Origin of the sequence: Microbacterium sp. NPDC057659, from assembly GCF_042799915.1 — a bacterium.
Taxonomy (GTDB): domain Bacteria; phylum Actinomycetota; class Actinomycetes; order Actinomycetales; family Microbacteriaceae; genus Microbacterium.
In genome coordinates this window covers 147,542-173,432 of sequence record NZ_JBHVHU010000004.1, presented here as the reverse complement: position 1 = coordinate 173,432, position 25,891 = coordinate 147,542, and the positions used below count along the sequence as shown (strand labels likewise).

Annotated in this window: 24 protein-coding genes; 14 read left to right on the top strand and 10 right to left on the bottom strand. The window is 70.3% G+C overall.

Annotated features, from left to right (window positions below):
• Positions 1-29 precede the first annotated feature (29 nt).
• From ACFVAE_RS17270 to ACFVAE_RS17260, 3 genes are read right to left on the bottom strand one after another with little or no spacing between them, the layout of a single operon-like run.
• On the bottom strand, positions 30-296 hold the full coding sequence (locus ACFVAE_RS17270) for a DUF3039 domain-containing protein (RefSeq protein ID WP_157310764.1): 267 nt from the start codon (positions 294-296) through the stop codon (positions 30-32).
• Between the two features lie 48 nt (positions 297-344).
• On the bottom strand, positions 345-1,910 hold the full coding sequence (locus ACFVAE_RS17265) for a hypothetical protein (protein ID WP_378894870.1): 1,566 nt from the start codon (positions 1,908-1,910) through the stop codon (positions 345-347).
• Complete coding sequence (locus ACFVAE_RS17260; protein ID WP_378894867.1) at positions 1,886-3,754, bottom strand: ABC transporter ATP-binding protein; 1,869 nt, start codon at positions 3,752-3,754, stop codon at positions 1,886-1,888. Before ACFVAE_RS17260 ends, ACFVAE_RS17265 begins: the two co-directional genes overlap by 25 nt.
• Positions 3,755-3,977: 223 nt before the next feature.
• Here ACFVAE_RS17260 and ACFVAE_RS17255 point away from each other — a divergent pair, with 223 nt between their 5' ends.
• The 5 genes from ACFVAE_RS17255 (at position 3,978) to ACFVAE_RS17235 (ending at position 8,064) form a co-directional block, all read left to right on the top strand.
• Entirely contained in the window at positions 3,978-4,670 is a 693-nt protein-coding gene (locus tag ACFVAE_RS17255) for an NTP transferase domain-containing protein (protein ID WP_378894865.1), read from the top strand.
• Between the two features lie 99 nt (positions 4,671-4,769).
• Positions 4,770-5,702 (top strand): hypothetical protein, encoded by a 933-nt coding sequence (locus ACFVAE_RS17250; RefSeq protein WP_378894863.1) that lies wholly within the window; start codon positions 4,770-4,772, stop codon positions 5,700-5,702.
• Positions 5,703-5,780: 78 nt separating this feature from the next.
• Positions 5,781-6,083, top strand: a complete 303-nt coding sequence (locus tag ACFVAE_RS17245) for a hypothetical protein (RefSeq protein WP_378894861.1) — start codon at positions 5,781-5,783, stop codon at positions 6,081-6,083.
• A 167-nt stretch (positions 6,084-6,250) separates the two neighbouring features.
• Entirely contained in the window at positions 6,251-7,840 is a 1,590-nt protein-coding gene (locus ACFVAE_RS17240; RefSeq protein ID WP_378894859.1) for an acyl-CoA carboxylase subunit beta, read from the top strand.
• The gene (locus ACFVAE_RS17235; protein WP_378894856.1) at positions 7,837-8,064 is read left to right on the top strand and encodes an acyl-CoA carboxylase subunit epsilon; all 228 of its coding nucleotides are present in this window, start codon (positions 7,837-7,839) and stop codon (positions 8,062-8,064) included. Before ACFVAE_RS17240 ends, ACFVAE_RS17235 begins: the two co-directional genes overlap by 4 nt.
• Positions 8,065-8,338: 274 nt before the next feature.
• On the opposite strand, the gene ACFVAE_RS17230 is transcribed toward ACFVAE_RS17235, so the two are convergent.
• From ACFVAE_RS17230 to ACFVAE_RS17215, 4 genes are read right to left on the bottom strand one after another with little or no spacing between them, the layout of a single operon-like run.
• Complete coding sequence (locus ACFVAE_RS17230; RefSeq protein ID WP_378894853.1) at positions 8,339-9,349, bottom strand: hypothetical protein; 1,011 nt, start codon at positions 9,347-9,349, stop codon at positions 8,339-8,341.
• A complete protein-coding gene (locus ACFVAE_RS17225; protein WP_378894850.1) occupies positions 9,346-10,578 on the bottom strand; it encodes a sensor histidine kinase in 1,233 nt (410 codons plus the stop codon). The genes ACFVAE_RS17230 and ACFVAE_RS17225 overlap by 4 nt, the downstream gene beginning before the upstream one ends.
• The gene (locus ACFVAE_RS17220; protein ID WP_378894847.1) at positions 10,568-11,230 is read right to left on the bottom strand and encodes a response regulator; all 663 of its coding nucleotides are present in this window, start codon (positions 11,228-11,230) and stop codon (positions 10,568-10,570) included. The genes ACFVAE_RS17225 and ACFVAE_RS17220 overlap by 11 nt, the downstream gene beginning before the upstream one ends.
• 30 nt (positions 11,231-11,260) lie before the next feature.
• Entirely contained in the window at positions 11,261-12,490 is a 1,230-nt protein-coding gene (locus ACFVAE_RS17215) for a class I SAM-dependent RNA methyltransferase (protein ID WP_378894844.1), read from the bottom strand.
• 29 nt (positions 12,491-12,519) lie between these two features.
• Between ACFVAE_RS17215 and ACFVAE_RS17210 the strand changes: the two genes are divergently transcribed.
• Together ACFVAE_RS17210 and ACFVAE_RS17205 are read left to right on the top strand one after the other, a co-directional pair.
• The gene (locus ACFVAE_RS17210; RefSeq protein ID WP_378894841.1) at positions 12,520-13,176 is read left to right on the top strand and encodes a Maf family protein; all 657 of its coding nucleotides are present in this window, start codon (positions 12,520-12,522) and stop codon (positions 13,174-13,176) included.
• 80 nt (positions 13,177-13,256) lie between these two features.
• Positions 13,257-15,023 carry an acetyl/propionyl/methylcrotonyl-CoA carboxylase subunit alpha gene (locus ACFVAE_RS17205; RefSeq protein WP_378894838.1) on the top strand — a complete coding sequence of 589 codons (1,767 nt, stop codon included), beginning with the start codon at positions 13,257-13,259 and terminating at the stop codon, positions 15,021-15,023.
• Positions 15,024-15,077: 54 nt separating this feature from the next.
• Here ACFVAE_RS17205 and ACFVAE_RS17200 read toward each other — a convergent pair whose 3' ends face one another.
• Positions 15,078-16,517 carry an NAD(P)H-quinone dehydrogenase gene (locus ACFVAE_RS17200; RefSeq protein WP_378894835.1) on the bottom strand — a complete coding sequence of 480 codons (1,440 nt, stop codon included), beginning with the start codon at positions 16,515-16,517 and terminating at the stop codon, positions 15,078-15,080.
• A gap of 84 nt (positions 16,518-16,601) precedes the next feature.
• Between ACFVAE_RS17200 and ACFVAE_RS17195 the strand changes: the two genes are divergently transcribed.
• From ACFVAE_RS17195 to ACFVAE_RS17165, 7 genes are all read left to right on the top strand, one after another.
• Positions 16,602-17,435 carry a purine-nucleoside phosphorylase gene (locus ACFVAE_RS17195; protein WP_378894832.1) on the top strand — a complete coding sequence of 278 codons (834 nt, stop codon included), beginning with the start codon at positions 16,602-16,604 and terminating at the stop codon, positions 17,433-17,435.
• A complete protein-coding gene (locus ACFVAE_RS17190) occupies positions 17,432-19,105 on the top strand; it encodes a phospho-sugar mutase (protein ID WP_378894829.1) in 1,674 nt (557 codons plus the stop codon). The genes ACFVAE_RS17195 and ACFVAE_RS17190 overlap by 4 nt, the downstream gene beginning before the upstream one ends.
• On the top strand, positions 19,105-19,827 hold the full coding sequence (locus tag ACFVAE_RS17185) for a TSUP family transporter (RefSeq protein ID WP_378894826.1): 723 nt from the start codon (positions 19,105-19,107) through the stop codon (positions 19,825-19,827). Before ACFVAE_RS17190 ends, ACFVAE_RS17185 begins: the two co-directional genes overlap by 1 nt.
• A gap of 101 nt (positions 19,828-19,928) precedes the next feature.
• The gene (locus tag ACFVAE_RS17180; RefSeq protein WP_378894823.1) at positions 19,929-21,212 is read left to right on the top strand and encodes a flavin-containing monooxygenase; all 1,284 of its coding nucleotides are present in this window, start codon (positions 19,929-19,931) and stop codon (positions 21,210-21,212) included.
• Positions 21,209-22,177: a bile acid:sodium symporter family protein gene (locus ACFVAE_RS17175; protein WP_378894820.1), complete on the top strand. Its 969-nt coding sequence runs from the start codon at positions 21,209-21,211 to the stop codon at positions 22,175-22,177. Before ACFVAE_RS17180 ends, ACFVAE_RS17175 begins: the two co-directional genes overlap by 4 nt.
• Entirely contained in the window at positions 22,174-23,121 is a 948-nt protein-coding gene (locus ACFVAE_RS17170; protein WP_378894817.1) for an SDR family oxidoreductase, read from the top strand. Before ACFVAE_RS17175 ends, ACFVAE_RS17170 begins: the two co-directional genes overlap by 4 nt.
• Positions 23,118-23,870, top strand: coding sequence for an alpha/beta hydrolase (locus ACFVAE_RS17165; RefSeq protein WP_378894814.1), 753 nt, complete (start codon positions 23,118-23,120; stop codon positions 23,868-23,870). The genes ACFVAE_RS17170 and ACFVAE_RS17165 overlap by 4 nt, the downstream gene beginning before the upstream one ends.
• 22 nt (positions 23,871-23,892) lie before the next feature.
• Here ACFVAE_RS17165 and ACFVAE_RS17160 read toward each other — a convergent pair whose 3' ends face one another.
• A complete protein-coding gene (locus ACFVAE_RS17160) occupies positions 23,893-24,744 on the bottom strand; it encodes a carbohydrate kinase family protein (protein ID WP_378894811.1) in 852 nt (283 codons plus the stop codon).
• Between the two features lie 19 nt (positions 24,745-24,763).
• Positions 24,764-25,879 carry an adenosine deaminase gene (locus ACFVAE_RS17155; protein ID WP_378894808.1) on the bottom strand — a complete coding sequence of 372 codons (1,116 nt, stop codon included), beginning with the start codon at positions 25,877-25,879 and terminating at the stop codon, positions 24,764-24,766.
• Positions 25,880-25,891 lie beyond the last annotated feature (12 nt).

The following is a 25,891-nucleotide window of genomic DNA, read 5'->3' as shown; positions in this document are numbered from 1 at the left end:
AGGGCGTCGACGCGGTCTGAGCGTCGGTCTCAGCCCACCATCGACTCGTAGATCTCCTTGCACGTGGGGCAGATCGGGAACTTCTCCGGGTCGCGACCCGGGGTCCACTTCTTCCCGCACAGCGCCCGCACCGGCTTGCCGGTGATGGCGGACTCGAGGATCTTCTCCTTCTTCACGTAGTGCGAGAAGCGCTCGTGGTCGCCCGGCTCGAAATGCTCTTCCTTGAGGAGTTCCTCGAGTTCGCGATCAAGCGTTGCCACGCCGCCCTGATCGGGGCTGTCAAGCGGAGTACTCATGACGGTGAGTCTAATCGCCGCGACCGCCCCGGGGGCGCCCCGGGGCGATCAGGTGGTCTCGGCGAACTCCATCAGACGCTCGCCGCTGTGCTCGAAGATGCGCCCGCCGACGCTCACGCCCGCGACCAGCGCGAGCACGCCCACGATGATGCCGGTCCAGAACGTCGTCGGACCGTGCTGATCGCCCTCGATGAGTGTCAGCACGAACTGCCATCCGGCCGGGATCGTGAGCACCATCGCCGCGAGCAGTGTGATCGCCGCGCCGTAGGACCCGTAGGACGACGAGCGCTGCGGCTGCTGGAACGGGCTGTCCCCAGGCCGGGACACCGCGTACGGCGCGAGCACGGAGGATAGGCTCGACATCCCCAGAGCGCTGAGGAACAGGCATGCCACGACGCCCGTGAACGGCAGGAGCAGCGACCAGTCCCCGACCACCGCCAACGTGATCGACACCGCCACCGCCAGCAGCGGCAGGGCGAGCAGCACCATCGGCACGAGCCGGCCGAGGCGGTCGGAGACGCCCTTCATGCCACTGGCGATGTGCACCCAGATCGCGGTCGAGTCGTAGGCGACGTCGTTGTGCGGCAGCCACCCCAGGAACAGCGCGATCAGGGGCGCGGGGATGAGGGCGGCGATCTCGACGGGCACCCCCGCGACCACCAGGGGCAGCACGGTGAGTATGCCGGCGATCGGCACCACGATGACATTGACGATGTAGCGGCGATCGCGCAGCCAGTACACGAGGCTGCGTGCCGCGACCGCGCCGAACGCGTTCGAGGGGAGCACGGCGAACCAGCCGAGGCCGGAGCGCTCGCGGGCCGCCACGGGTCGCTCCACCGTGGTGAGCAGCCGGCGTACGAGCCAGGCCCAGAGCGCGGCCGCTCCCCCGACGGTGAGGAGGCCGACGATCGCGCTCACCCAGGCGGCGGGTGCGTCGCCGTCGGCGACGGAGAACAGGAAGCCCTGCGCCGCGCCCAGCGGGGTCATCCCGATGATCGAGGTCGCCGTGGCGACGGCGGCGGGCACGGCGCCGTCCCATGCCATCGATGCGAAGAACACCGCTACAGGGAACGCGATGACGATCAGCGCCAGCGCGAACAGCGCGGTCAGCTCGCGGGAGCGTCGCTCCGGCAGCAGCAGCGCGCTGACCGCCATGCCGATGCGGGCGGCCACGATCGTCACCGCGACGCCGAGCAGCGTGGACAGCACGGCGACGGGCCATGGCGCGCCGAACCCGATGCCCACGATCATCACGCAGACGCCGACGGCGAGCAGCGCGACGCTCGGGATGCTGATCACAGATGCGAGAGCCAGCATCCACGGCATCCGCTTCTCGTCGACTCCGAACACCGCGAACCTGCGGGGATCGAGCTGATCCTCCGTGCCGACGAGCACGGGGCCGGCCAGGAAGGCGAGGAAGACGGCGGCACCGCCGAGCACGATGACCGAGCGTGCCGTGTCGATCGACCCGTCGCCGAGGCTGAGCACGGCGACGCACGTCGCGATCGTCAGCGCTGCGACGGCGAGGAGACCGAGGATCGTGCGCACCGGACGACCGGTGCGCAGCGACCCTGCCAGGAGGGCGAGCCTCAGGCGGAGAACGTGTGCAGCCACTCGAGCCCCTCCACCTCGGCGCCGCCGCCGGACAACTCGACGAAGCGGGCCTCCAGCGACTGGCCCGCGCGCACCTGGTCGATCGTGCCCTCGGCGAGTACCTGCCCGCCGACGATGATCGCGACGCGCGAGCAGACCCGCTCGACGAGGTCCATGCCATGGCTGGACAGGATCACGGTGCCGCCGTGCTCGACGTAGGCACGGAGGATGTCGAGGATGACGCCGGAGGAGACCGGATCGACCGACTCGAACGGCTCGTCGAGCACCAGGACCCGCGGTGAGTGGATCATCGCTCCGGCGAGCATGACCTTCTTGGTCATGCCCGCGGAGTAGTCGGACACCACGCGGCTGAGCGCCTCGGTGAGATCGAACGCACGCGCGAGGTCGGCGACGCGCTTCTCGATCACGCCGGAGTCGAGCCCGCGGAGCAGACCGTAGTAGTGCAGCAGCTGGCGGCCGGTGAGCCGGTCGAAGGTGCGCAGCCGGTCCGGCAGCACGCCGAGCGCCCGCTTCGCGGCCAGCGGGTCGGCCTTCTGGTCCACGCCGCCGATGATGATGTTGCCGCCGTCGGGCCGCAGGAGCCCCGCGAGCATCGACAGGGTCGTCGTCTTGCCCGCACCGTTCGGTCCGACGATGCCGTAGAAGGAACCTGCCGGGACGGTCAGGTCCACGCCGTCGACGGCGTGCGTATCGCCGAAGTGCTTGACCAGACCGCGGATCATCACCGCCGGCACGGCAACGTCGTCAGGGTCCACGGGAGACACGGGCGCCGGGTCCACGGCAGGCTCGGGCTCCGGAGCCTGTGCTGCGGGCGCAGGCTCAGGCTCCGCCGCGGGCTCGGCTGCCGCCGCGGGCGCCGGCTCGGGCTCGGCTGCCGCCACTGTGGGCTCAGCCCCGCCTGTCGTTGCGGGCTCTGACTCAGGTTCCGGCACCACGGCGACCGCGACCGCCTCCGCGGGGGCGACGACCGTGTCGTCCTGCGGCGGCGCCTCGGTCTGCGGAGTCTCTTCGGCCACGATGATCTCCTTCACAGCGGGTTCCCCAGGACCCGTCGTCACGGCGTCTGCAGCCACAGTCTCCACCACCCCGGCCGCCGCGGCCACTGCTGCGGTCTTCGCAGCAGGGCGTGTCGTGGTCGCAGGCCTCTTCGCCGCGGGCTTCTTCGTCGCCTTCGCGGCCGTCGCGGCCCCCGTCGTCTTCGCCGCGGTCCGCGTGGTCGCACTCTTGGCCGCACTGCTCTTCGTGGCCGTGCTCTTCGCCGCGGTGGACTTCGCCGCCGCCGTCTTGGCCGTGCTCCTGGCCGTGGTCGTCTTCGTCGCGGTCGCCTCGGCAGCGGCCGAGGTCTTCGCCGCAGGCCGCTTGGCAGCGGGCTTCTTCGCCGCCGCCGCCTTCGTTCCCGCCGCCTTCGTACCGGTCGTCTTGGTGGCCGCCTTCGTCGCGGCCTTCTCCTCGTCCCGCTCCGCGGTGGCCGTCTTCGCCGCAGCCGTCTTCTTCGCCGTGGTCCGCGCCGCGGTCGTCTTGGCCGCGGTCTTCGATGCTGCGGTGCGGGCGGTCGCCGTCTTCACGGCGGCCGCCTTGGCGGCGGTCGAACCGGCCGCCTTCTTTGCGGCGGCGCTCTTCGCGGCGGCGGTCGTGCGCGCCGCGCTCTTCACGGCCGCCGTCTTCTCGGCATCCTGCTTCGCGGCATCCGCCTTCGCCGCAGCCTTCTCGGCGGGTGCGGCGGCCTTCCTGGCTGAGGTCGTCCTCTTCGCCGTGGTCTTCTTCGTCGGTGCCGCAGCGCCGTCCTTCGCGGCAGCGGGGGCCTTCACGGGGTCGTCTCCGGGAGCGGGGGAAGAAGCAGTCACATCTATTACGCTATCAACCGACCTCGGGCTTCCCTGGGTCTACGAGACGCGGTATTTCGCGTGGCGAGCGTTCCTGAGTGTCCGGTGTGTACTCGATCACGAAACGGCAACGCCGCCTCCCCCGCCGGGGCTCTCCCAGGGCGCTTCGGTAGCATGAACCCGGCACGAAGAGGTGTCCCGTCGATGAATCGACAGTGAACACAGATACTTTTTAGGAGCATTCGTGACTCTTCAGACCGTCATCCTGGCCGCCGGAATGGGCTCGCGCCTCGGGCGCGCCCTGCCCAAGCCGCTCACCGAGCTGCACGACGGCCGCACCATCATGCAGCAGCAGCACGAGAACATCCGCGCCGCGTTCGGTGGCGACGCACGGATCACGACCGTCGTCGGCTACCGCGCCGAGACCATCATCGAGTCGTTCCCGAACGTCAACTACGTGCACAACGAGCGCTATGACGTCACGAACACCTCGAAGAGCCTGCTCCGCGCGCTCAGCGTCACCGGTCGCGGCGGCGTGCTCTGGATGAACGGCGACGTCGTCTTCGACCCGCGCATCCTGGGTCGCGCGATCGAGCTCATCGAGCGCGACCAGTCGTTCGTCACGGTCAACACCTCGAAGGTGAGCGACGAAGAGGTCAAGTACACCGTCACCCCGGAGGGCTTCATCAAGGAGCTGTCCAAGACCGTCAAGGGCGGCCTCGGCGAGGCCGTGGGCATCAACTACATCTCGTCTGCGCACAAGAAGGCGTTCATGCGCCAGCTGCAGCGCGTCGAGGACCAGGACTACTTCGAGCGCGGCCTCGAGCTGGCGATCGCCGAGGACGGCGTGCTCATCGAGCCGATGGACGTGTCCGACCTGTACGCGGTCGAGATCGACTTCGCCGAGGACCTCGAGCGGGCGAACCTGTTCGTCTGACCCCGACTTCCTGAAAGCCCGGCTCCTCTCGCGGGGGCCGGGCTTTCGCCTTCCCTCGACCGGGGGTGTTTCGCAGGTGCGAGTGCATAGGATCGGCGCATGCGCGAGAAGGTGCACAAGATCCATTCGCTCCCCGCGGACTCCGCCTGGGACACCGGGCTGCCGCCGGCCGGCTCCGACGAGCATCCGTTCGTGATCCGCGGCGTCGACCGGGTGCTCGCGGTGCAGCGTCCGCTGGTGGTCGCGCACATCCGCAGCATCCGCCTGCGCAGCCCGAACGCGACGCCGGCCGAGATCGTGCGCATCCTCGAGCTGCGTTACCTCGCCGCCGTGACGGCCGGAGGCGCAGCCGTCGGCGCGACCGCGGTCGTGCCCGGTATCGGCACCGGTGTGACGCTGACGCTGTCGGGCGTCGAGACTCTGGGGTTCGTGGAGTCGACGGCACTGTTCGCCCAGTCCGTGGCAGAGGTGCACGGCATCCCGATCGAGAACCCCGACCGCGCACGCGCGCTGGTGATGACGCTCATGCTCGGAAAGGAGGGGGTCGACCTCGTCTCCCAGCTCGCGAAGCAGGCTGTCGGCAAGGGCGGCACGCGGTCTGCGTACTGGGGCGAGCTGGTGACGAAGTCGCTGCCGAGGGCGGCGGTCGGGCCGCTGGTCGACCGCCTGAAGAGCATGTTCATCAAGCAGTTCGCAGTCAACGGCGGGGCGTCGTTCCTCGGCAAGGCGCTGCCGTTCGGCATCGGTGCCGCGATCGGAGGTGCCGGCAACCATGTGCTCGGCCGGCGCGTGCTGACCTCGTCGCGGCGAGCGTTCGGCCAGGCGCCGCTGGAGCTGCCCGCCGAGCTCGAGCCGGTGCCCGGTGCGCAGAGGTTGGAGCTGCGGATGCTGCACGGTGCACGCCTCGTGGGCGCCGCCGCCGCGAGCGCTGCGGGCACCGCCGTGCGCGGCGTGGGCTGGGCGGGCCGGAAGGTCACCGGCGTCGTGCGCCAGAAGAAGGCGCCGGAGATCCTCTCCACAAGCGACGAGTAGCGCGCAGTCCTGCACAGTGCCGACCACGGATGCCGGTGGGTGAACGGCTTCGTCGGGAGCCGTTCCTACGTTGACGGCATGACCCTCGGACTCCCCCGCCTGCCCTCATCCGTTCCGGCCTACCGCGTGCCCTGGCGCATCCAGCGCGCCGAGCGCGCGCATCCGGTCGTCGTCAACAGAGGCGAGGAGCCGGTCGACTTCGTGCGCGTGTTCCACGACGTTCCGGGCGCCGGCATCGTCACCGACCTGTGGGGACAGGTGCTGCCCGCAGAGCGGCTCGAGCTGTGCCTGTGCTCCGCCGATCTCGATGACGTGGTGGTGACCCTGGCGTGGTTCCGCCCCGATGACGGGCTGGAGTACGTATGGCGGTTCGTCGTGTGAGCGTCTCGCCCCTGCCGTCGTGTCTGCCCATCGGGCAGTTCTGGCAGAGCGGGGCAGTTGGACGCCGAAGAACTGATCGGCGAGAAGAACCGAACACCCAAAGGATCTGCGAATCCGTTGTGGCGAGCATCCAACGGCGCTCCCGCGGCCGGCGCTAGTGTGGAATTGTGACGGACACGCCTGACCTCTCGACGACCGCAGCCAAGATCGCGGACCTCCGCGCCCGCTACGCCGAAGCCGTCGTCGATCCTGAGAAGAAAGCCCAGGAGAAGCAGCACGCCAAGGGCAAGATGACCGCCCGCGAGCGCATCGAGCTTCTCGTCGATCCCGGCAGCTTCGTCGAGTTCGACGAGTATGTCCGGCACCGCTCGACCGCGTTCGGCATGGACCGGAACCGCCCGTACGGCGACTCGGTCGTCACCGGCATCGGCACGATCCACGGCCGCACCGTCGCCGTCTACTCGCAGGACTTCACCACCTTCGGCGGCTCGCTCGGCGAGGTCTCCGGCGACAAGATCATCAAGGTCATGGAGTTCGCCCTCACCAGCGGGATGCCGGTCATCGGCATCCTCGACTCGGGCGGCGCCCGCATCCAGGAGGGCGTGCTCGCCCTGTCGAAGTACGGCGAGATCTTCAAGATGAACACCCGGTCCTCTGGTGTCATCCCGCAGATCTCGATCATCATGGGCCCGGCCGCCGGCGGCGCCGTGTACGGCCCGGCGCTGACCGACTTCGTGATCATGGTCGACAAGACCAGCCAGATGTTCGTCACGGGTCCCGACGTGATCAAGACCGTCACGGGCGAGGACGTCGGCATGGAGGAGCTCGGCGGTGCGTACACGCACAACACCCGCTCCGGTGTCGCGCACTACCTCGCCGAGGACGAGGACGACGCGATCGACTACGCACGCACGCTGCTCGGCTTCCTGCCGGACAACAACATGGCCGAGATCCCCGGGTACGACACCGCGTTCGAATTCGAGACGACGGATGCCGACCGCGCGCTGAACACGATCATCCCGGACTCCCCGAACCAGCCCTACGACATGCGCACGGTCATCGAGCACATCGTCGATGACGGAGACTTCCTCGAGGTGCAGCCTCTGTTCGCGCCGAACATCCTGATCGGCTTCGGCCGGGTGGAGGGCCGCTCGGTGGGCATCATCGCCAACCAGCCCTCGCAGATGGCCGGCACGCTCAACATCGAGGCCGGTGAGAAGGCCAGTCGGTTCGTGCGCTTCTGCGACGCGTTCTCGATCCCGATCGTGACCCTCGTCGACGTCCCCGGGTACCTGCCCGGCACCGACCAGGAGTGGACCGGCGTCATCCGCCGTGGAGCGAAGCTCATCTACGCCTACGCCGAGGCCACGGTGCCGCTGGTCACCGTCATCCTGCGCAAGGCCTATGGCGGCGCCTACATCGTGATGGGCTCCAAGCAGCTCGGCGCGGACGTCAACCTCGCCTGGCCGACCGCCGAGATCGCGGTGATGGGCGGTCAGGGCGCGGTGAACATCCTGTACCGCGGTGAGATCAAGCGCGCCGAGGAGGCCGGTGAGGATGTCGCCGCCGTGCGCACGCGCCTCGCCAACGAGTACACCTACAGCGTGACCAGCCCCTTCCTCGCCGCCGAGCGCGGAGAGATCGACGGCATCATCGAGCCGGCGAACACCCGCGTGGCCATCGCGAAGTCCCTGCGGGCTCTCAAGGGCAAGCGGGCCGAGCTGCCGCCCAAGAAGCACGGGAACATCCCGCTGTGACCGAGCAGCCCGAACAGTCCGACGTCCCGATCGTCGAGGTCGTGCGGGGCAACCCGACCGATGAGGAGCTCGCGGCACTCGTCGCGATCGTCAGCGAGGCGTACACGACCGAGGTCGCCGGCGCGGTCGCCGACGAGGCGCGCGTCTCCGCCTGGATGAGCACGCGTCGGCCGATGCGCACGCCGCTTCGGCGGGACATCCCCTGGGGGCGTTTCTCCGGCTGAATTCCGCCTTTCGACACCGAAAAAGGCGAAAAAAGCCGGATTTGTCCCCCGAAATACCTACAGACAATGTTCTTTCCGCCCGCGAGACTAGATGCAACGCTTCGCGTTAGACGGTCTCCTTGTCCCAGGGTAGGCAAGCGAGAAACCGTCCACATGCGGACAGTTTTCGGGTAACTCGTCCGCGTTGGCGAGGGGCGGGCGGCTTCGCCGCCCCTCGCCCTTTCTCATTCCGAGGATTCTCCTCCACTGAGAACGCTCACGTGCAGAGAGACGTCTAATCCTGACGGTTCCGCGGGATCTCGTGCCAGAGGTCGACCTCGTCGTCGTCCCGGGATCCGCCGGCGCCGCCGCGGCCCACGACCGTCACGGCGATGACCTCGTCGCTGGCGGCACGGATGATCACGCGATCGGTGCTGACCTGCGCGAGCACGCCGGCGAGCTCGTCGCGGATCTCGTCTCGCCGATGCTCGTCCACGTTGTCCAGACCGCCCTCGTCGAAGACCGTCACGGTGATGCCACGGCCGCGCGCGTCGGCGATCGCCTCGCGCACCGCATCGTTGAGCAGACTCGCGCCGCGCAGCTCGTCGCGCAGCCGCCCCTCCGCGATACGCGCCCGCACCTTCTCCTCGGAGTCGAGCGCACCGTGCGCCGCGACCGTCCTGGCCAGCAGCGGGCCTGCCACGGCGAGCGCCAGCTGCACCCGCATCCGCCGCTCGCGCTGTCGCACCTGCTGCGTGGCATGCCAGGCCGAGACGGCCTGCTGGATGTCCGCGAGGCGCTCGGTGTCACGCACCGCGCGATCCCAGAACAGCACCAGCAGCTGCGCCACGGCCACCCAGGTGATCGAGCCGACGAGACCCAGCGTGAACGCGTTCACGACTCCCATGTGCGCGCAGGAGGAGATCGCGAGGATCAGCAGGATCAGCCAGCCGATCAGGAACCGGCGCCGGACGATGCACACGACGCCCAGCAGCCCCGTCGCACCGATGTACCAGGTGGCGAAGGGGGCGACGCGGTCGGACTCGCTCAACGACACGGAAACGAGGTGCGGTACCGCAATCGCCGTGACGATCGAGAGGATGCCGCACCACAGCGGCAACCGCACCTCCCGATCGGTGCCGGCCAGGACAGCCGTGAGCATTGTGGCGATGTAGAGCCCGATGGCGGCCACCATGAACAGCGGCACCTCGGGCTGCACCGGTGTCCACCAGACACCGCGGGCCGCGAAGTAGACCGCGAAGCCCAGTGCCAGACCGGTGGCCATGCTGCGCACGGTGAGTCTCATGCGGCCTCCCACGTGAGCGTGACCGTGGTGCCCTGAGCCCCTGAGGCGATCCGCGCCGTGCCCGCCACCGCTGCCATCCGCGCCAGGATCGACGCACGGATGCCGAGCCTGTCCTCGCCGATGTGGTCCGGGTCGAACCCGGGCCCTGTGTCGGTGACGATCACCCGGATGCCCGCGCCTGCGGCATCCACGATCACGTGCAGCCCACGCCCGCCAGCGTGCGCCAGCGCGTTCCCGATCGCCTGCCTGGCCGCGAGGACGAGCGCGCGGGCGACCTTTCCGGGAACGCTACCCGGCTCGCCGCGCTCCTCCACGACGGCATCCGCGCCCTGCTCGGACAGCGTGCGCCGCAGCTCGGCCACGATCCCCGTGGTGCTCACCGGCTCGTCGCTGCCCTCCTGCGCCACCGACGCCTCGGTGTTCGCGAGCCGTGTGAGCGCCTCACGCGCCATCCCGACGGCCAGATCCTTCTCCCGGTCGCTCTCGGCCCTCGCGGCGGCGATCAGGGCCGCCAGGACGCTGTCATGCATGAGCGCGGCGAGCGCGACGCGCTCCTCCTCGGCGGCGGTCGCGGCCGCGGCCGCGGCATAGGTCTCCACGGCCTTGGCGCGCGCCTCGTCGACGCCGGCGGCGACCGAGCGGAACATCCACGCCAGCGACACCAGGACCATGCCCAGGATGAGCGTGAAGGTCACATCGAACGCGGTGGTGATCCAGTACTCCTGCGAGAAGCCGCCCTGCAGCAGGCGCACCCATCCGTAGGCCAGCGGCAGTGCCGCCGCCCAGACGAACTGCAGGCCGAACGGGAACGCCGCGACCGCGGCGAGCACCCCGATGTTCACCAGGAAGAAGATCCAGGGCTGCTCGGCGGCGCCCCGCCCGGAGGAGATCACCACGGCGGGCCAGAGCACCAGCGCGAGCATGTAGGCGACGGCGAACCCTCCGCACGCGACACGCACGAAATGACCGGTCAGGCACGCCACGATCATGCACACCAGTGGCAGGAAGACCAGGTTCAGGATCGCGAGGTGCGCGGCATCGGCCTTCGACATGGTGCTGATCGCGGAGAGGAAGGCCTGCGCGCCGAGCGCCGCGGAGCCGAGCGCGATGACGATCTGGAGGATGCGCTCCATCCGGTTGCCGGTGAACCGCTCCAGCCCGGCTCCCGCCGCACCCGGCGACGGGATCTCGTTCCACGCCTCCCGGATGCCGCGGGCGTCAACCGCCACGCGGGGCCCCGTCCGGGGCGACGATGCCGTCCTCCATTGCGCGGCGAAGCAGCGCGACCTTGGTCGGTGCGGGACGACCGACCTCGACGTACTTCACGCGGATGCGGCTGATGTTCTCCTTGGCCGTGGAGTAGGCGACTCCGAGCCGTTCCGCCACGACCTTGAGGGGAAGGCCGGCTGCGTAGAGACGCAGCACCTCTCGCTCACGGGTGGACAGCTGCGCGTCGGCGAACTCGCGATCGCCGTCGACCGCGCTGGCCCACTCGACGTTGTTCAGGGCGTCGCCGCGGGCGACGGTGCGGATCGCATCGAGCACGTCGTCCAGCGCCGACGACTTGCTGACCACGCCCGCCGCGCCGGCGACCAGCGCCTCGCGCACCGCTGCGGGTCGGTCGGCGACACTGTGGATCACGACGCTCGCACCGTCGGCGACGAGCGTCGCGACGTTCTCGGTGACGGTGGTGCCGTCGCCGAGCGTGAGATCGAGCACGACGACATCGACGGGCGGCGCGCCGGCCGATGCCCGCCACAGCAGGTAGTCCTTCACGGTGCCGCCGGAGAACATCACCTGCTGCTCCCCGTCGCGCTGACAGGCGGCCTCGAGGCCCAGACGTACCGACTCGTGATCGTCGATGAGGGCGACGGTGCTCATGGAATCAGGATACTCAGAGGTCGACGCGGCTCAGCGCGTCAGACGCGCCACGGTCTCGAAGTGGTGCGAGTGCGGGAACAGATCGAAGGCGCTGAGGCGGTCCGGTTCCCACCCGAGCGCACGGAACGTGCCGAGGTCGCGGGCGAGGGCGACCGGGTCGCAGGCGACGTAGACGATCGCCTCCGGCGCCAGCCCGTGGACGGCCTCGACGACGGCCTTCCCCGCCCCGGAGCGCGGCGGGTCGAGCACGACGGTGCCGGCGCGACCGCCCTCGGGGACGGATGCCAGGAACCGGTCCACACGGGCGGTGATGGCCTGCACGTCCAGCGGCGCGAGGTTCTGCTCCGCATGCGCGGTGGCGCGGGCATCGGACTCGACCGTGACGACGTCGGTCGCGCCGAGATCGGCGAGCGCGGCGGCGAACAGGCCGACGCCGCCGTAGAGGTCGAAGTGCGTGGCATCCGGATCGACGCGGCCCTCCAGAGCCGCGCGCACCTCGGTGTCGAGAGTGGACGCCGCCAGCGGATGCACCTGCCAGAAGCCGTCGACGTCGAGGCGGAACTCGCGTGTCCCGACCTTCTCGACGATCACCTCGGGCTCGGGCCGGTGGGCGCGCGCGCCGCGCCGTGACCGGGTCGGACGGTCCGGCCGAGGCAGCACACGTGCGCGGCCGTCGGCCGGCTCGACGAAGAGGATGCGGCCTGCGGAGGGCGTGCCGACCAGCGCGCCGGCCGCCTCGGCCAACTCGGGGCGCGCCAGCGGGAGCGAGCCGACCTCGATCACGCGGTGGCTGCGGGCGGCATACGGCCCGACACGGCCGGCGTCGTCGACGTGCAGGGTCATCCGGGTGCGCCACCCCTTGCCGTCGCCCTCGTCGAGACCCACCACCTCGGGGGCGGTCAGGCCGGTGCCGGCGAACTTGTCCAGAGCCTCCTGCAGCACCTGGCGCTTGAGCACCCTCTGATGACCCAGCTCGATGTGGCCGAGGTCGGCGCCGCCGACGCGGTCGGCCGGGGCGCGCGAGATGTCGGCCTCCGGCCAGATGTGCGGCACCCGGTGCGGCGAGGGCTCGAGCACCTCGACGGCGTCGGCGCGCCAGAACGACTTCTTCGACGCCTCGGCGAGGCGGGCGCGCACGCGCTCGCCCGGGATGGCGTCGGCGACGAACACGACACGGCCCTCGTGACGGGCGATGGCGGTGCCGCCGTGCGCGAAACCGGTGATGTCGAGATCGAGCAGCTCGCCCGCGGAAGAGGTCATCCTTCGATCTTCCCAGATACCGTGGAGGCATGCGCGTCTGCCTGGCATCCACCTCCCCCGCCCGCCTCATGCTGCTGCGGCAGGCGGGCATCGAGCCCGAGACCCGCTCCCCCGGCGTCGACGAGGACGCCGTCGCCGCGGCGGCCGAGGCCGACCGCGGCGCACCGCTCGCTCCCGCGGAGCTCGTGCTGCTGCTGGGACGCGCGAAGGCGGCCGATGTCGTGCGCGCACTGCAGGCGGATGCTCCGGACTTCGACGGCCTGGTGATCGGCGGCGACTCGATGTTCGAGATCGGCGGCGAGGTGCTCGGCAAGCCCTACACGCCCGAGGAGGCACGGCGGCGCTGGCACGGAATGCGCGGCGAGACCGGCATCCTGCACTCCGGACACTCGGTGTTCCGCGTGCGCCCTGGCGCCGAACCGGTCGAGGCGCACGCGGTCGCCGAGGCCGCGGTCACGTTCGCCGCCGACGTCACGGATGCCGAGATCGACGTCTACATCGCCTCCGGCGAGCCTCTGCACGTCGCGGGGGCGTTCACGGTGGACAGCCTGGGCGGACCGTTCATCACCCGGGTGGAGGGCGACCCGTCGACCGTGGTCGGGATGTCGCTGTCGACACTGCGCCGGCTGTCCGGCGAGCTCGGCGTGGTGTGGACCGACCTCTGGAACGCGAAATCCCCCCTTTGAAGGCATCCCGACATGAAACCGTGATTTTCTTGTGGAGAGTCGTCAAATAGATCGGCCCGACACTCGCTAGGCTGAAACCCATGCCTGATATCGCCAAGGTGCTCATCGCGAACCGCGGCGAGATCGCCGTACGCATCATCCGCGCCGCCCGGGACTCCGGGATCTCCTCTGTCGCCGTGTACGCCGACCAGGACCGTGACGCCATGCACGTGCGACTCGCCGACGAGGCCTACGCCCTCGACGGCGCCACGAGCGCGGAGACCTACCTGCAGATCGATAAGATCCTCTCGGTCGCCCGCCGCGCCGGTGCCGACGCCGTGCACCCCGGCTACGGCTTCCTCGCCGAGAACGCCGACTTCGCACGCGCCGTGATCGGTGCGGGCATGACCTGGATCGGTCCGTCGCCCGAGGCGATCGAGGCGCTCGGCGACAAGGTCACCGCCCGCCACGTGGCCGAGAAGGTCGGCGCACCGCTCGCACCGGGCACCCCCGGTCCGGTCGCCGGAGCTGACGAGGTCGTCGCCTTCGCTCAGGAGTTCGGCCTGCCGATCGCCATCAAGGCCGCCTACGGCGGTGGCGGCCGCGGCCTGAAGGTCGCCCGCGAGCTGGACGAGGTCGCCGAGCTGTTCGAGTCCGCCACCCGCGAGGCGGTCACCGCCTTCGGCCGTGGGGAGTGCTTCGTCGAGAAGTACCTCGACAAGCCCCGGCACGTCGAGACGCAGTGCCTGGCGGACTCCGCGGGCAACGTCGTCGTCATCTCCACCCGCGACTGCTCGCTGCAGCGCCGGCACCAGAAGCTCGTCGAGGAGGCGCCCGCGCCGTTCCTCACCGACGAGCAGAACGAGCTTCTGTACTCCGCGTCCAAGGCCATCCTCAAGGAGGTCGGCTATGTCGGCGCGGGAACCTGCGAGTTCCTCATCGGAGCCGACGGCACGGTGTCTTTCCTCGAGGTGAACACCCGCCTGCAGGTCGAGCACCCGGTCTCCGAAGAGGTCACCGGCATCGACCTGGTGCGCGAGCAGTTCCGCATCGCCTCCGGCGGCACGATCGACTACGACGACCCGCAGCCGCAGGGACACTCCCTCGAGTTCCGCATCAACGGTGAGGACCCGGGACGCGGGTTCCTCCCCCAGCCGGGCCCGATCCACGTCTTCAAGACGTTCGGCGGCCCCGGCATCCGCCTCGACTCCGGGGTCACCGCCGGCGACCAGGTCTCCGGCGCCTTCGATTCGCTGCTGGCGAAGATCATCGTCACCGGGCGCGACCGTGCCGAGGCCCTCGAGCGCGCGCGCCGCGCCCTGGACGAGTTCGAGGTCTCCGGCATGCCCACGGTGCTGCCGTTCCACCGCAAGGTGGTCCGCGACCCCGCCTTCACCGCCGAGAACGGCGAGTTCGGCGTGTACACGCGCTGGATCGAGACCGAGTTCGTGAACGACATCCCGGCCTGGGACGGCGAACTCGAGGATCCGGCCACCGCACCGGGACGCCACACCGTGGTCGTCGAGGTCGGCGGAAAGCGCCTCGAGGTCAGCCTGCCCGACCGCGTCGCCGTCGCATCCGGCACCGCAGGACGCCCTGCGGCCGTGCCGCCGTCGCGTCGCAGCCACGCCACCACCGCGAACTCCGGCGCCTCCGGCGACGCAGTGAAGTCGCCGATGCAGGCCACGGTCGTCAAGATCGCCGTCGAGGAGGGCCAGCAGGTCGTCAAGGGCGATCTGGTCGTGGTGCTCGAGGCGATGAAGATGGAGCAGCCGCTTCAGGCTCACAAGGACGGCGTGATCGGCAACATCAGCGCCGACGCCGGTGCGACGGTCGCCGCCGGGCACCAGCTGCTGACCATCAGCTGAGCTCGGACAACAGAAAGGGGCGCCCCGCGGGGCGCCCCTTTCTCGTTTCAGGGGTCAGGAGATCGCGACCTGATGCATCGCCCGGGTGGCGTCCGTGATGCTGCCGGAGAGCGACGGGTAGGCCGCGAACACGCGTGAGACCTGGTCGGCGGTGAGCCGGCGCTCGACGGCGACCGCGATCGGATAGATCAGCTCGGACGCCTTCGGGGCGACGATCACGCCGCCGATGATCGTGCCCGACCCTCGCCTGGCGATCAGCTTCACGAAGCCGTCGCGGATGCCCATCATCTTCGCCCGCGGATTGGCGGCCAGCGGCAGCTTGTGCACGATGCCCTCGATCACGCCGTCCTGGACGTCCTTCTCGGAGTAGCCGACGGTGGCGATCTCGGGTGCGGTGAAGATGTTCGCGGTGATCCTGCGCTGCTCGAGCGGGATCACGATGTCACCGAGGGCGTGGAACACCGCGGTGCGGCCCTGCATCGATGCGACGGAGGCCAGCGGGAAGAAGTTCGTGCAGTCACCGGCGGCGTAGATGTTCGACACCGAGGTGCGCGCCACCTTGTTCACCCGGATGTGCCCGGACTCGGTCAGCTCGACGCCGGCCTGCTCCAGTCCGATGCCGCGCGTGTTCGGGATCGAGCCGACCGCCATCAGACAGTGGCTGCCCTCGACGGTGCGGCCGTCGGACAGGGTGACGACCACGCCGTCCTTGGTCTTCTCGACCCGGTCTGCGCGCGACTTGGACAGCACCTGCATGCCGCCGCGCTTGAAGACCCGCTCGAGCACGGCTGCGGCGTCCTGGTCCTCGCCCGGAAGCACCTGGTCGCGGCTGGAGATCAGCGTCACCTTCGCGCCGAGGTTCATGTAGGCCGAGGCGAACTCGGCACCGGTCACACCGGAGCCCACCACGATGAGGTGCTCGGGGAGCTCCTTCATGTCGTAGAGCTGGGTCCAGGTGAGGATGCGCCTGCCGTCGGGCTTGGCCGAGTCGAGCTCGCGCGGCGCGGCGCCGACGGCCACGACGATGGTGTCGGCCTCGACGCGGTCGAAGTCCGTGCCGCCCTCGGCCGTCGACACGACGATCGCGTTGTGCCCGTCGAGGCGGCCGTGGCCGGAGAGGATCTTGACGCCGGCATCCAGCAGCGCGGTGCGCATGTCCTCGGACTGCTGGCCGGCGAGTGCCATCAGCCGCTTGTTGACGGCGGCGAGGTTGATCGCGATCTCGGGCTTGAGCGGCTTGCCATGCTCGCCCTTCGCGTAGAACTGCACACCCAGGTCCGATGCCTCGGAGATCGCGACCGCGGCATCCGCCGTGGCGATCAGGCTCTTCGAGGGCACGACGTCGGTGAGCACGGCCGAGCCGCCGACGCCGACGCGCTCCACGAGGGTGACGTCCGCCCCCAGCTGGGCCGCACCGAGCGCGGCCTCGTAACCACCGGGGCCGCCGCCGAGGACGGCGACGCTCTGCCTGTTCACGAAGGGGGAATGAGCCATGAGTACCATTCTCGCAGTACACGCCGGACTGCCGCACACCGCCCGAAGCTGGCAGCGCGGCCCTCACGTTCCTAGAGTGGTCTCATGCCAGACACTCTCACGAACCCCCTCGACGACCCGAACGCGAACCCGTTCGAGATCGCAGCACAGGCCGCCGCCGACATCGCGCGGCTGACCGGGGTCGATCACCACGACATCGCGCTCACGCTCGGCTCGGGCTGGGGCAAGGCCGCCGAGCTCATCGGCGAAACGGTCGCGACGATCCCGGCGACCGAGGTCACCGGCTTCTCCAAGCCCGCCCTCGAGGGCCACGTCGGAACGCTGCGCAGCATCCGCACCCCCGACGGCAAGAACGTGCTCGTCATCGGCGCGCGCACGCACTACTACGAGGACCACGGCGTGCGCCGCGTCGTGCACTCGGTGCGCACGGCCGCGGCGACCGGGGCGAAGATCATGGTCCTCACCAACGGCGCCGGCGGCGTGCGCGAGACGTGGAAGCCCGGTCAGCCGGTGCTGATCAGCGACCACATCAACCTCACCGCGGACTCGCCGCTGGAGGGCGCGACCTTCATCGACCTCACCGACCTGTACTCGCAGCGCCTCCGTGACGTCGCTCGTACCGTCGACCCTTCGCTCGACGAGGGCGTGTACACGCAGTTCCGCGGACCGCACTACGAGACCCCGGCCGAGGTGCAGATGGCGAAGGCCATCGGCGGTCACATCGTCGGCATGTCCACCGCGCTCGAGGCCATCGCCGCCCGTGAGGCGGGGATGGAAATCCTCGGCTTCTCGCTGATCACCAACCTCGCCGCCGGCATCCAGAAGACGCCGCTCAGCCACGCCGAGGTGATCGAGGCCGGTCAGGCCGCCGAGCCGGTGATCTCGGCGCTGCTCGCCCGCGTGATCGAGGCGCTGTGAACGCCGAACTGCTGGCGACCGCCCGCGCCTGGCTGCGACAGGATCCCGACTCGGAGACCCGCGACGAGCTCGCCGGTGTGATCACCCGTGCCGCCTCCGGCGACGCGGCGGCCGCCGCAGATCTGGCCGACCGGTTCGCCGGTCGTCTCGCGTTCGGCACCGCGGGGCTCCGCGGCGCGCTCGGCGCCGGCAGCAACCGGATGAACCGGGTGCTGGTCTCGCAGGCCGCGGCGGGCTTCGCAGAGTTTCTGAAGGGCCGCTCCGCCGGCGCGCCCACCGTGGTGATCGGCTACGACGGCCGCCGCAACTCGCGCCGGTTCGCCCTCGACTCCGCCGAGCTGTTCGCCGGCGCGGGCCTGCGTGCGATCCTGCTCCCCCGGCTGCTGCCCACCCCGGTGCTCGCCTTCGCGGTGCGGCACTTGGGCGCCGACGCCGGCGTGATGGTCACCGCCAGCCACAACCCGCCGAACGACAACGGCTACAAGGTGTACCTCGGCGGCGACGACGGCGGATCGCAGATCGTGTCGCCCGCCGACGCCGAGATCGCAGCCGAGATCGCGCGCGTCGCCGATGCCGGTGACGTCGGCGCGCTGCCGCGCTCCGACGCCTACGAGACCGCCGGCGCGGACCTGGTCGAGGCCTACATCGCCGAGACCGCGGGAGTCTCCCCCGCGCCGTTGGGCGTGCAGGAGATGCGCTGGGTGTACACCGCCATGCACGGCGTGGGCTGGGAGACCTTCTCGCGCGTCGTCAAGAAGGCCGGATATCCGGCGCCGCGCGTCGTCGACGAGCAGCGCGAGCCCGACCCGACCTTCCGCACGGTCTCGTTCCCGAACCCGGAGGAGCCCGGCGCGATGGACCTCGCGTTCGAGCGCGCCCGCGCCGCGGACGCCGAGTTCGTCATCGCGAACGACCCGGATGCCGACCGCCTCGCCGTCGCGATCCCGGATGCCACGGCCGAAGGCGGCTGGCGCCGCCTGACCGGCAACGAGGTCGGGCTGCTGCTGGGCCTGCGGGCGGCGAAGGCCGCTCAGGGCACCGTCGGCGCATCGCTTGCCTGCTCGCTGGTCTCCTCCCCCGGCCTCGGGGCGATCGCCGCGGCCCACGGCCTGGACTTCCACGAGACGCTCACCGGCTTCAAGTGGATCTCCCGCGCGCCCGGCATCGCCTTCGGCTTCGAGGAGGCCCTGGGCTACCTGGTGAACCCGGAGACCGTGCGCGACAAGGACGGCATCTCCGCCGCCGTCGCGATGCTGGGTCTCGCGGCCGACGCCCGCGTGCGCGGCACGACGATCGCCGGGCTCCTGGACGAGCTCGCCGCGCAGATCGGATGGTTCGCGAGCGGGCAGGTGTCGATCCGCGTCGACGACCTCTCGGTGATCTCGGGGCTCATGACCTCGCTGCGGCAGGCGCCGCCCGCCGCGTTCGGAGACCGCTCAGTGGCATCCGCCGAGGACCTCGCCACCGGGGCGTCCGGTGTGCCCGCCGGCGACGTGCTGCGCTACCGGCTCGCCGACGGATCGCGCGTGATCGTGCGCCCCAGCGGCACCGAGCCGAAGCTCAAGGTCTACATCGACGCCAGGGCCGACGATGCCGACGCCGCGCGCGCCGCCGTCGCCGACCTCGAGGCGGCCGTCCGGGCCCTGCTGGACGAGCGCCAGACGCCCTGATGCTGCTCGCTCTGACCGCGGCGGTCACAGTGATCGCCGCGGTCATCCAGCGCGTCACGGGGCTTGCCTTCGTGCTCGTGCTGATCGGCCCCGTCGTCCTGGTCTACGGGCCCGTCGAGGGCGTCACGATCGCCGTGCTGCTCGCCGTGATCGCCTCGCTCTTCGCCCTCCCCGGCGCATGGCGCGACGTGGACTGGCCACCAACGAGATGGCTGCTGGGCGCCGGTCTCGTGGCGGCTCCGCTCGGCGCGCTCACCGCGCTGGTGCTGCCGGATGCCGCCCTGCTGCTGCTCATCGGGCTCATGGGGCTGCTCGCCCTCAGCGCGCAGCGGCTCGGCGGCGTCGCGCGGCACCTGCGCGGGCGCGGCGGAGCGATCGGGGCCGGTGCCCTTGCCGGGTTCATGCACGCGTCGAGCGGCCTGTCCGGCCCGGCGCTCGCGTCCTACGCGCTGGGCGACGACTGGCCGCAGCGTCGGTTCGCCGCGAGCGCACAGGTGATCTTCCTCGGCTATGGGCTGGTGTCCGTGGCGCTCAGGGGGCTGCCCTCCTCACCGCCGATGGATCTCGTCGTGCTGGGCGTCTGCACGGCCGCCGGGATGCTGCTCGGAGGCTGGCTGGCCCGGCGCGTCCCCGTCGCCCTCGCCCGTCGAGTGATGCTGATGTGCGCCTGGGCGGGGACGGTCGTCGTCCTCATCCGCGGCATCGTGGCCCTGTTCTCCTGATCTGAGCCGAGTGCCACCGGTTTCGGAACCGGATTCCACCCGGGTTAGGATCACTGAGACCGGGGGGCGACAGAAGCAGCACGTCGTCGTGCGGGAGAGAAATGAAGAGATACGCCGTCATCGGCGCCGGCCCCTCCGGACTCGCAGCTGCCAGGGCGCTGCAGGCACAGGACATCATCGTCGAGGGCTACGAGGCCTCGCACGACGTGGGCGGCCTGTGGGACATCAGCAATCCGCGCAGCACCATGTACGAGTCCGCGCACCTGATCTCGTCACGCACCACGACCGAGTTCGCCGAGTTCCCGATGGACTCCGACGTCGACTATCCCGGGCACCGCGTGCTCAAGGACTACTTCGACGCGTACGCGGACGAGTTCGGGCTGCGCGAGCTGTTCCGGTTCGACACGAAGGTCGAGCACCTCGCGCCCACCCAGGGCGGCGGATGGATGCTGCATCCCGCCGGACTCGATCCGGTGCGCTACGACGGCGTGATCCTCGCCAACGGCACGCTCGCCGAGCCGCACGTGCCGTCGTTCCCCGGCGAGTTCGCCGGGAAGATCATGCACACCAGCGCCTACAAGAGCGCGACGCAGCTCGACGGGAAGCGGGTGCTGATCATCGGCGCCGGCAACTCCGGATGCGACATCGCCGTCGATGCGGTGCACCATGCGGCATCCGTCGACATGAGCGTGCGCCGCGGCTACTATTTCGTGCCGCGCTACCTGTTCGGCAGGCCGAGCGACCTTCTCAACCAGGGGCGCCCGCTGCCGGCCCGTATCAAACAGGCGATCGACGCCCGGGTGCTGAAGGCGTTCACCGGCGACCCTGTGCGCTTCGGCTTCCCTGAGCCGGACTACCGCATCTACGAGTCGCACCCGATCGTGAACACGCTCATCCTGAACCACCTCGGACAGGGAGACCTCCGCATCCGGCCGGGCATCGACCGGTTCGACGGACACACCGTGCGCTTCGCCGACGGCACGTCGGGCGACTACGACCTGATCCTGCTGGCCACCGGTTACACGCTGGACTACCCGTTCGTCGACCGCGAGCATCTGCACTGGAAGGGTGCCGCGCCGCAGCTGTTCCTGAACGTCTTCCCGCCGTCGTTCAACGGTCTGTACGTGATGGGAATGATCGAGGCGTCCGGGATCGGCTGGCAGGGACGCTACGAGCAGGCCGAGCTGGTCGCGGCGTACCTCGCCGCGGAGGAGCGCTCCCCCGAGCGCGCGCGCCGGTTCCGCGAGCGGGTCACCGGATCGCCCTGGCCCGACCTCACGGGCGGCTACAGGTATCTCGGGCTGGACCGGATGTCGTACTACGTGAACAAGCACGCGTACCGCACAGCGGTCCGCAAGCAGAAGAAGGCGCTGGAGAAGGCATGAACATCGACGAGGTGGTCCTGAACTTCACCCCCGGCACGCTGATGATTCTCAACGTCGTGCTCGGCCTGATCATGTTCGGCATCGCCCTGGACACCGCGCCCCGCGATTTCCGGGTCGTGGCGAGGCACCCGAAGCCCTTCGCGTTCGCGATCGTCGCGCAGCTGCTCCTGCTGCCGATCGTGACGTTCGCGCTGACACTGGTGCTGCCGGTGACGCCCTCGATGGCGCTCGGCATGCTGCTCGTGGCCTGCTGCCCGCCCGGCAACATCTCGCAGGTGCTCACGCACCGCTCCGGCGGCAACGTTGCGCTGTCAGTGTCGCTCACGGCCGTCGGCAACCTGATCTACATCGTCGCGATGCCGCTCAGCATCGCGTTCTGGGGCTCGCTGCACCCCAAGGCGCGCACGCTGCTGCACGCGGTCGAGCTGAACCCGTGGCAGATGCTGCTCGAGATCGTACTGATCATCGGCGTGCCCTTCGTGATCGGCCTGCTGCTGCGCGCGAAGGCGCCCCGGTTCGCCGCGAAGGTGCAGCCGTTCGTGCGCTGGTTCAGCCTGATCGCCCTGCTCGGCTTCATCGTCGGCGCCCTGGCGGGCAACTGGGCGGTGTTCATCAGCGTCATCGGCACGGTCCTGCTCGTGGTCGCCGCTCACGACGCTGTGGCACTCGCGCTCGGCTACGGCACGGCCGTGGTCGGCCGCATGGGCACCAGGGAGCGCAAGGCTCTGACCTTCGAGGTCGGCATCCGCAACTCCGGTCTCGGCCTCGGCATCGTGTTCACCTTCTTCGGCGGCCTCGGCGGCATGGCCGTGGTCGCCGGCTGGTGGGGCATCTGGGACATCATCGCCGGCCTGATCGTCGCAGCGCTCTGGGCCGCCCACACGAAGCGCCGCACCGGCTCGGCGACCGGGGACGCGTCACCGCACGCCGTCGCCGCCGCACCGACCACGGGAGAACCCGCATGACCCGCGTCCTCGTCACCGGCGGAGCCGGCTTCCTCGGCTCGCACGTGACCGGGCTGCTCGCCGCGCATCCGGACGTCGACCTCGTCGTCAGCGGCGACCTCCGTGCCTCCGAGGTGCCCGGCGTCGTCTCCGAGTCCTTCGACGTCACAGATCCGGCGTCCCTCGCGCCGACGCTGCGGAAGCACCGGATCGACACCGTGGTCCATCTGGCCGCGATCGTGAACCCGGGTCGCGACGCCGCGATGGAGTACCGCGTCGACGTGGAGGGATCGGCGAACGTGCTGGCCGCCTGTGTCGAGGCCGGAGTGCGGCGGCTGGTCGTCTCCTCCTCCGGCGCCGCCTATGGTTATCACGGTGACAACCCTGAGTGGATCACAGAGGACTGGCCGCTGCGCGGTAACGACGCCTTCCCGTATTCGAGGCACAAGCGCCTCGTCGAGGAGATGCTGGCGGATGCCCGCATCGCGCATCCCGAGGTGGAGCAGGTGATCTTCCGCATCGGCACGATCCTCGGACCGGCCGTGCACAACCAGATCACCGCTCTCTGGGACGGTCGCAGGCTGCTGCGCATCGCCGGTTCGGACTCACCGTTCGTGTTCGTCTGGGTCGACGACGTCGCCGGCGCCATGGTGCGCGCCGCGACCGGCGGGCCCGCCGGCATCTACAACGTCGCGGGCGACGGCCGGATGACCGTCCCCGAGATCGCCGGTCGCCTGGGCAAGCCGATGATGACGATCCCCGCCTGGGCCCTCGCGGCGGGTCTGCGGATCGGGCGGATGCTGCGACTGACCGAGCACGGCCCCGAGAAGGTGCCCTTCCTGCGCTGGCGCCCCGTCCTCGCGAACGACCGGCTGAAGCGGGACTTCGGATACACTCCGACGATGAGCACGCACGAGGCGTTCGAGGGGTACCTGCGCACGCACCCGGGGGTCGCCCGCTCATGACCTCCGCGAAGCGCCGCAGACGCGTGCTCCGCTGGGTGCTGTGGAGCCTGCTCGGACTCGTCGTCCTGGTGGTCGGCGGCACCGTGATCTGGAGTCAGGTCGGCGTCATGCAGGCCGAACCCGAGCCGCTCGCCGCGGCCGAGGCGAACCCGGCGCTGACGATCGACGACGACGCCGCGGCAGGCATCGTGCTCGCCCCCGCAGACGGCGGCTCAGAGGTAGGCCTCGTGTTCATCCCCGGCGCGAAGGTGCAGCCCGAGGCGTACATCTCGAAGCTGCAGGACCTCGCCGCCGAGGACGGGATCACCGTCGTCATCACCCGCCCGTGGCTGAACCTCGCGTTCTTCGACCTGCGCGGATTGGACGCCTTCACCTCGGCGGCACCCGGCATCGACACGTGGATGGTCGGCGGACACTCCCTCGGCGGCGTGCGATCCTGCCAGCTCGCACCCGACGCCGACGCCCTCGTGCTCTTCGGCTCGTACTGCGCGAACGACCTCTCGGACTCGGACCTTCCCGCGCTGAGCCTGTCCGGCAGCGAGGACGGCCTGTCCACGCCGCAGAAGATCGCGGATGCCCGGCATCTGCTGCCCGAGGACGCGGAGATGGTCGAGATCGACGGCGCCTCGCATGCGTCCTTCGGCGACTACGGCCCACAGGACGGCGACGGCACGCCGACGATCTCGGACGAGGACATGCGGAGGCAGCTCGCCGAGCCCATCGGCTCGCTCGCCGACGCCCTGCGCTGATCGGTCCTCGCGAAGGAGCCGCTCAGCCGAGCACGTCGTCCAGGAGCGGATGAAGGTGCCGTGTGCGCAGCACGGACGACGCGGAGCGCGCCCCGGCGGTCAGAGCCTCCTGCAGCGCAGCCCCCTCCAGGTGCGCATGCAGTACGCCGGCCAGGAATGCATCGCCAGCGCCGTTGGTGTCGAGCACCTCAACGGGAACCGCCGGCACCCGGTGGACTTCGCCAGCGGCATCCACCGCGACCGCGCCCTCAGCGCCGAGCGTGCAGACCGCGAACCTCGCGCCGGCCGCCACAGTCGCACGCAGGAACGCGATCGGATCGTTCAATCGGTCGGCGTTGCAGAACACCACATCGGCGGCGGCGAGGAACGGCCGGTGGAACTCGGCCTCGCCGTCGTAGTCGTGCACGTCCACCCAGATCGGCCGGCCGGAGCGCTGGGCGAGCGGCAGCAGGCGCAGCGGCTCGGCGGCGAGGTCGAGCACCAACACGTCGGCATCCGCCATCGCGGCCGTCAGCACGACATCGCCGGCGCCGTCCGTGGCCTCCGGCGACGCGAGGTACAGCGACACGCGCTCCCCCGCCCTCGTCATCAGGTTGAGGTGCCGTTCCGTCACGCCGTCGGCCCAGAGCGCCGGCACCCCGGCATCCGCCACGGCGGCGCGCACGCGCGCGCCGGGCTCGTCCGTCCCGCTGATCGCATAGAGCAGCACGGGGCGGCCGAGCGCGGTCATGCTCAGCGCCTTGCCCGCGCTGGTACCGCCGACGGTCTCCCAGGAGTCCTCGGCGAACTGCATGTGCGGCACCGGCTCCGGGAGCCGATCGAGCACGACGAGCGAGTTCCAGGAAGCGGGACCTGCGATGAAGACGGAGCTCATCACCCCACCCTGGCAGAACTCAGCGGTCGAAGCCCTCCGCGATGATCTCCACGAGCTCCTCGCGCTCCTCGACCGGCAGGAAGGCCGCCGAGGCGGCGTTGAACTGGAACGTCTCCAGGTCCTCCAGGTCGTACCCGAACGCATCCACCAGCAGGGCCAGCTCGCGCGTCAGCGACGTACCGCTCATGGTGCGGTTGTCGGTGTTCACGGTCACCGCGAAGCCGAGCTGGTAGAGCAGGTCGAACGGGTGGTCGGCCAGGTCGTCGCCCCACAGCGCGGACGCCCCGGTCTGCAGGTTCGACGACGGCGACAGCTCCAGCGGGATCTCACGATCCCGCACCCAGCGGGCGAGATCGCCGAACTGCACCTGCACTTCGTCGCCCTCGTGGTCGATGATCTGCAGGTCCTCTGCGATGCGCACGCCGTGCCCGAGCCGCAGCGCGCGGCCGTCCAGCAGCGCCGAGCGGATGGATGCCGGGCCCGCACCCTCACCGGCGTGCACGGTGACGGGGAAGAACTCCCCGGCCAGGTAGTCGAACGCATCGCGGTGCGCGGCGGGCAGGAACCCGTCCTCGGGACCCGCGATGTCGAAGCCGACGACGCCGCGGCCCCTGTACGACACCGCGAGCTCGGCGATCTCGCGGGTGCGGTCGTCGTGCCGCATGGCGGAGAGGATCTGGCTGACGCGGATGCTGCGGCCTGCGGCATCCGCCTCGTCCTCGCCCTCCTCGATGCCGCGCTGCACGGCGTCGACCGCGTCGGTCAATGACAGCCCGCCGACGAGGTGCTGCTCGGGCGCCCAGCGCACCTCGCCGTAGATCACGCCGTCGGCGGCCAGGTCGGCGACGAACTCGCGCGCCACTCGCGCCAGCGCATCCGCGTTCTGCATGACCGCAGTCGTCAGCGAGAACGTCTCGAGGTACTTCGGCAGCGAGCCGGAGTCGCTCTGCTTCGCGATCCAGCGCCGCAGGGCGGCCGGATCGGATGCGGGTGCGCTCACGCCGTGCGCATCCGCCAGCTCGAGGATCGTCTCGGGGCGCACGCCGCCGTCGAGGTGGTCGTGCAGCGAGACCTTGGGCAGGCCGCGCAGCGAGGCGCCCTGCACGCGGACGTCACCGTTCTGGTCGATGGTCATGTCGTCGTCCCT

Excerpts from the sequence above, each read along its gene's own strand:
- ACFVAE_RS17270 (WP_157310764.1), bottom strand. The coding sequence starts at position 296 with ATGAGTACTCCGCTTGACAGCCCCGATCAGGGCGGCGTGGCAACGCTT.
- ACFVAE_RS17250 (WP_378894863.1), top strand. The coding sequence starts at position 4,770 with ATGCGCGAGAAGGTGCACAAGATCCATTCGCTCCCCGCGGACTCCGCC.
- ACFVAE_RS17245 (WP_378894861.1), top strand. The coding sequence starts at position 5,781 with ATGACCCTCGGACTCCCCCGCCTGCCCTCATCCGTTCCGGCCTACCGC.
- ACFVAE_RS17230 (WP_378894853.1), bottom strand. The coding sequence starts at position 9,349 with ATGAGACTCACCGTGCGCAGCATGGCCACCGGTCTGGCACTGGGCTTC.
- ACFVAE_RS17220 (WP_378894847.1), bottom strand. The coding sequence starts at position 11,230 with ATGAGCACCGTCGCCCTCATCGACGATCACGAGTCGGTACGTCTGGGC.
- ACFVAE_RS17215 (WP_378894844.1), bottom strand. The coding sequence starts at position 12,490 with ATGACCTCTTCCGCGGGCGAGCTGCTCGATCTCGACATCACCGGTTTC.
- ACFVAE_RS17210 (WP_378894841.1), top strand. The coding sequence starts at position 12,520 with ATGCGCGTCTGCCTGGCATCCACCTCCCCCGCCCGCCTCATGCTGCTG.
- ACFVAE_RS17205 (WP_378894838.1), top strand. The coding sequence starts at position 13,257 with ATGCCTGATATCGCCAAGGTGCTCATCGCGAACCGCGGCGAGATCGCC.
- ACFVAE_RS17200 (WP_378894835.1), bottom strand. The coding sequence starts at position 16,517 with ATGGCTCATTCCCCCTTCGTGAACAGGCAGAGCGTCGCCGTCCTCGGC.
- ACFVAE_RS17195 (WP_378894832.1), top strand. The coding sequence starts at position 16,602 with ATGCCAGACACTCTCACGAACCCCCTCGACGACCCGAACGCGAACCCG.
- ACFVAE_RS17185 (WP_378894826.1), top strand. The coding sequence starts at position 19,105 with ATGCTGCTCGCTCTGACCGCGGCGGTCACAGTGATCGCCGCGGTCATC.
- ACFVAE_RS17180 (WP_378894823.1), top strand. The coding sequence starts at position 19,929 with ATGAAGAGATACGCCGTCATCGGCGCCGGCCCCTCCGGACTCGCAGCT.
- ACFVAE_RS17175 (WP_378894820.1), top strand. The coding sequence starts at position 21,209 with ATGAACATCGACGAGGTGGTCCTGAACTTCACCCCCGGCACGCTGATG.
- ACFVAE_RS17170 (WP_378894817.1), top strand. The coding sequence starts at position 22,174 with ATGACCCGCGTCCTCGTCACCGGCGGAGCCGGCTTCCTCGGCTCGCAC.
- ACFVAE_RS17165 (WP_378894814.1), top strand. The coding sequence starts at position 23,118 with ATGACCTCCGCGAAGCGCCGCAGACGCGTGCTCCGCTGGGTGCTGTGG.
- ACFVAE_RS17160 (WP_378894811.1), bottom strand. The coding sequence starts at position 24,744 with ATGAGCTCCGTCTTCATCGCAGGTCCCGCTTCCTGGAACTCGCTCGTC.
- ACFVAE_RS17155 (WP_378894808.1), bottom strand. The coding sequence starts at position 25,879 with ATGACCATCGACCAGAACGGTGACGTCCGCGTGCAGGGCGCCTCGCTG.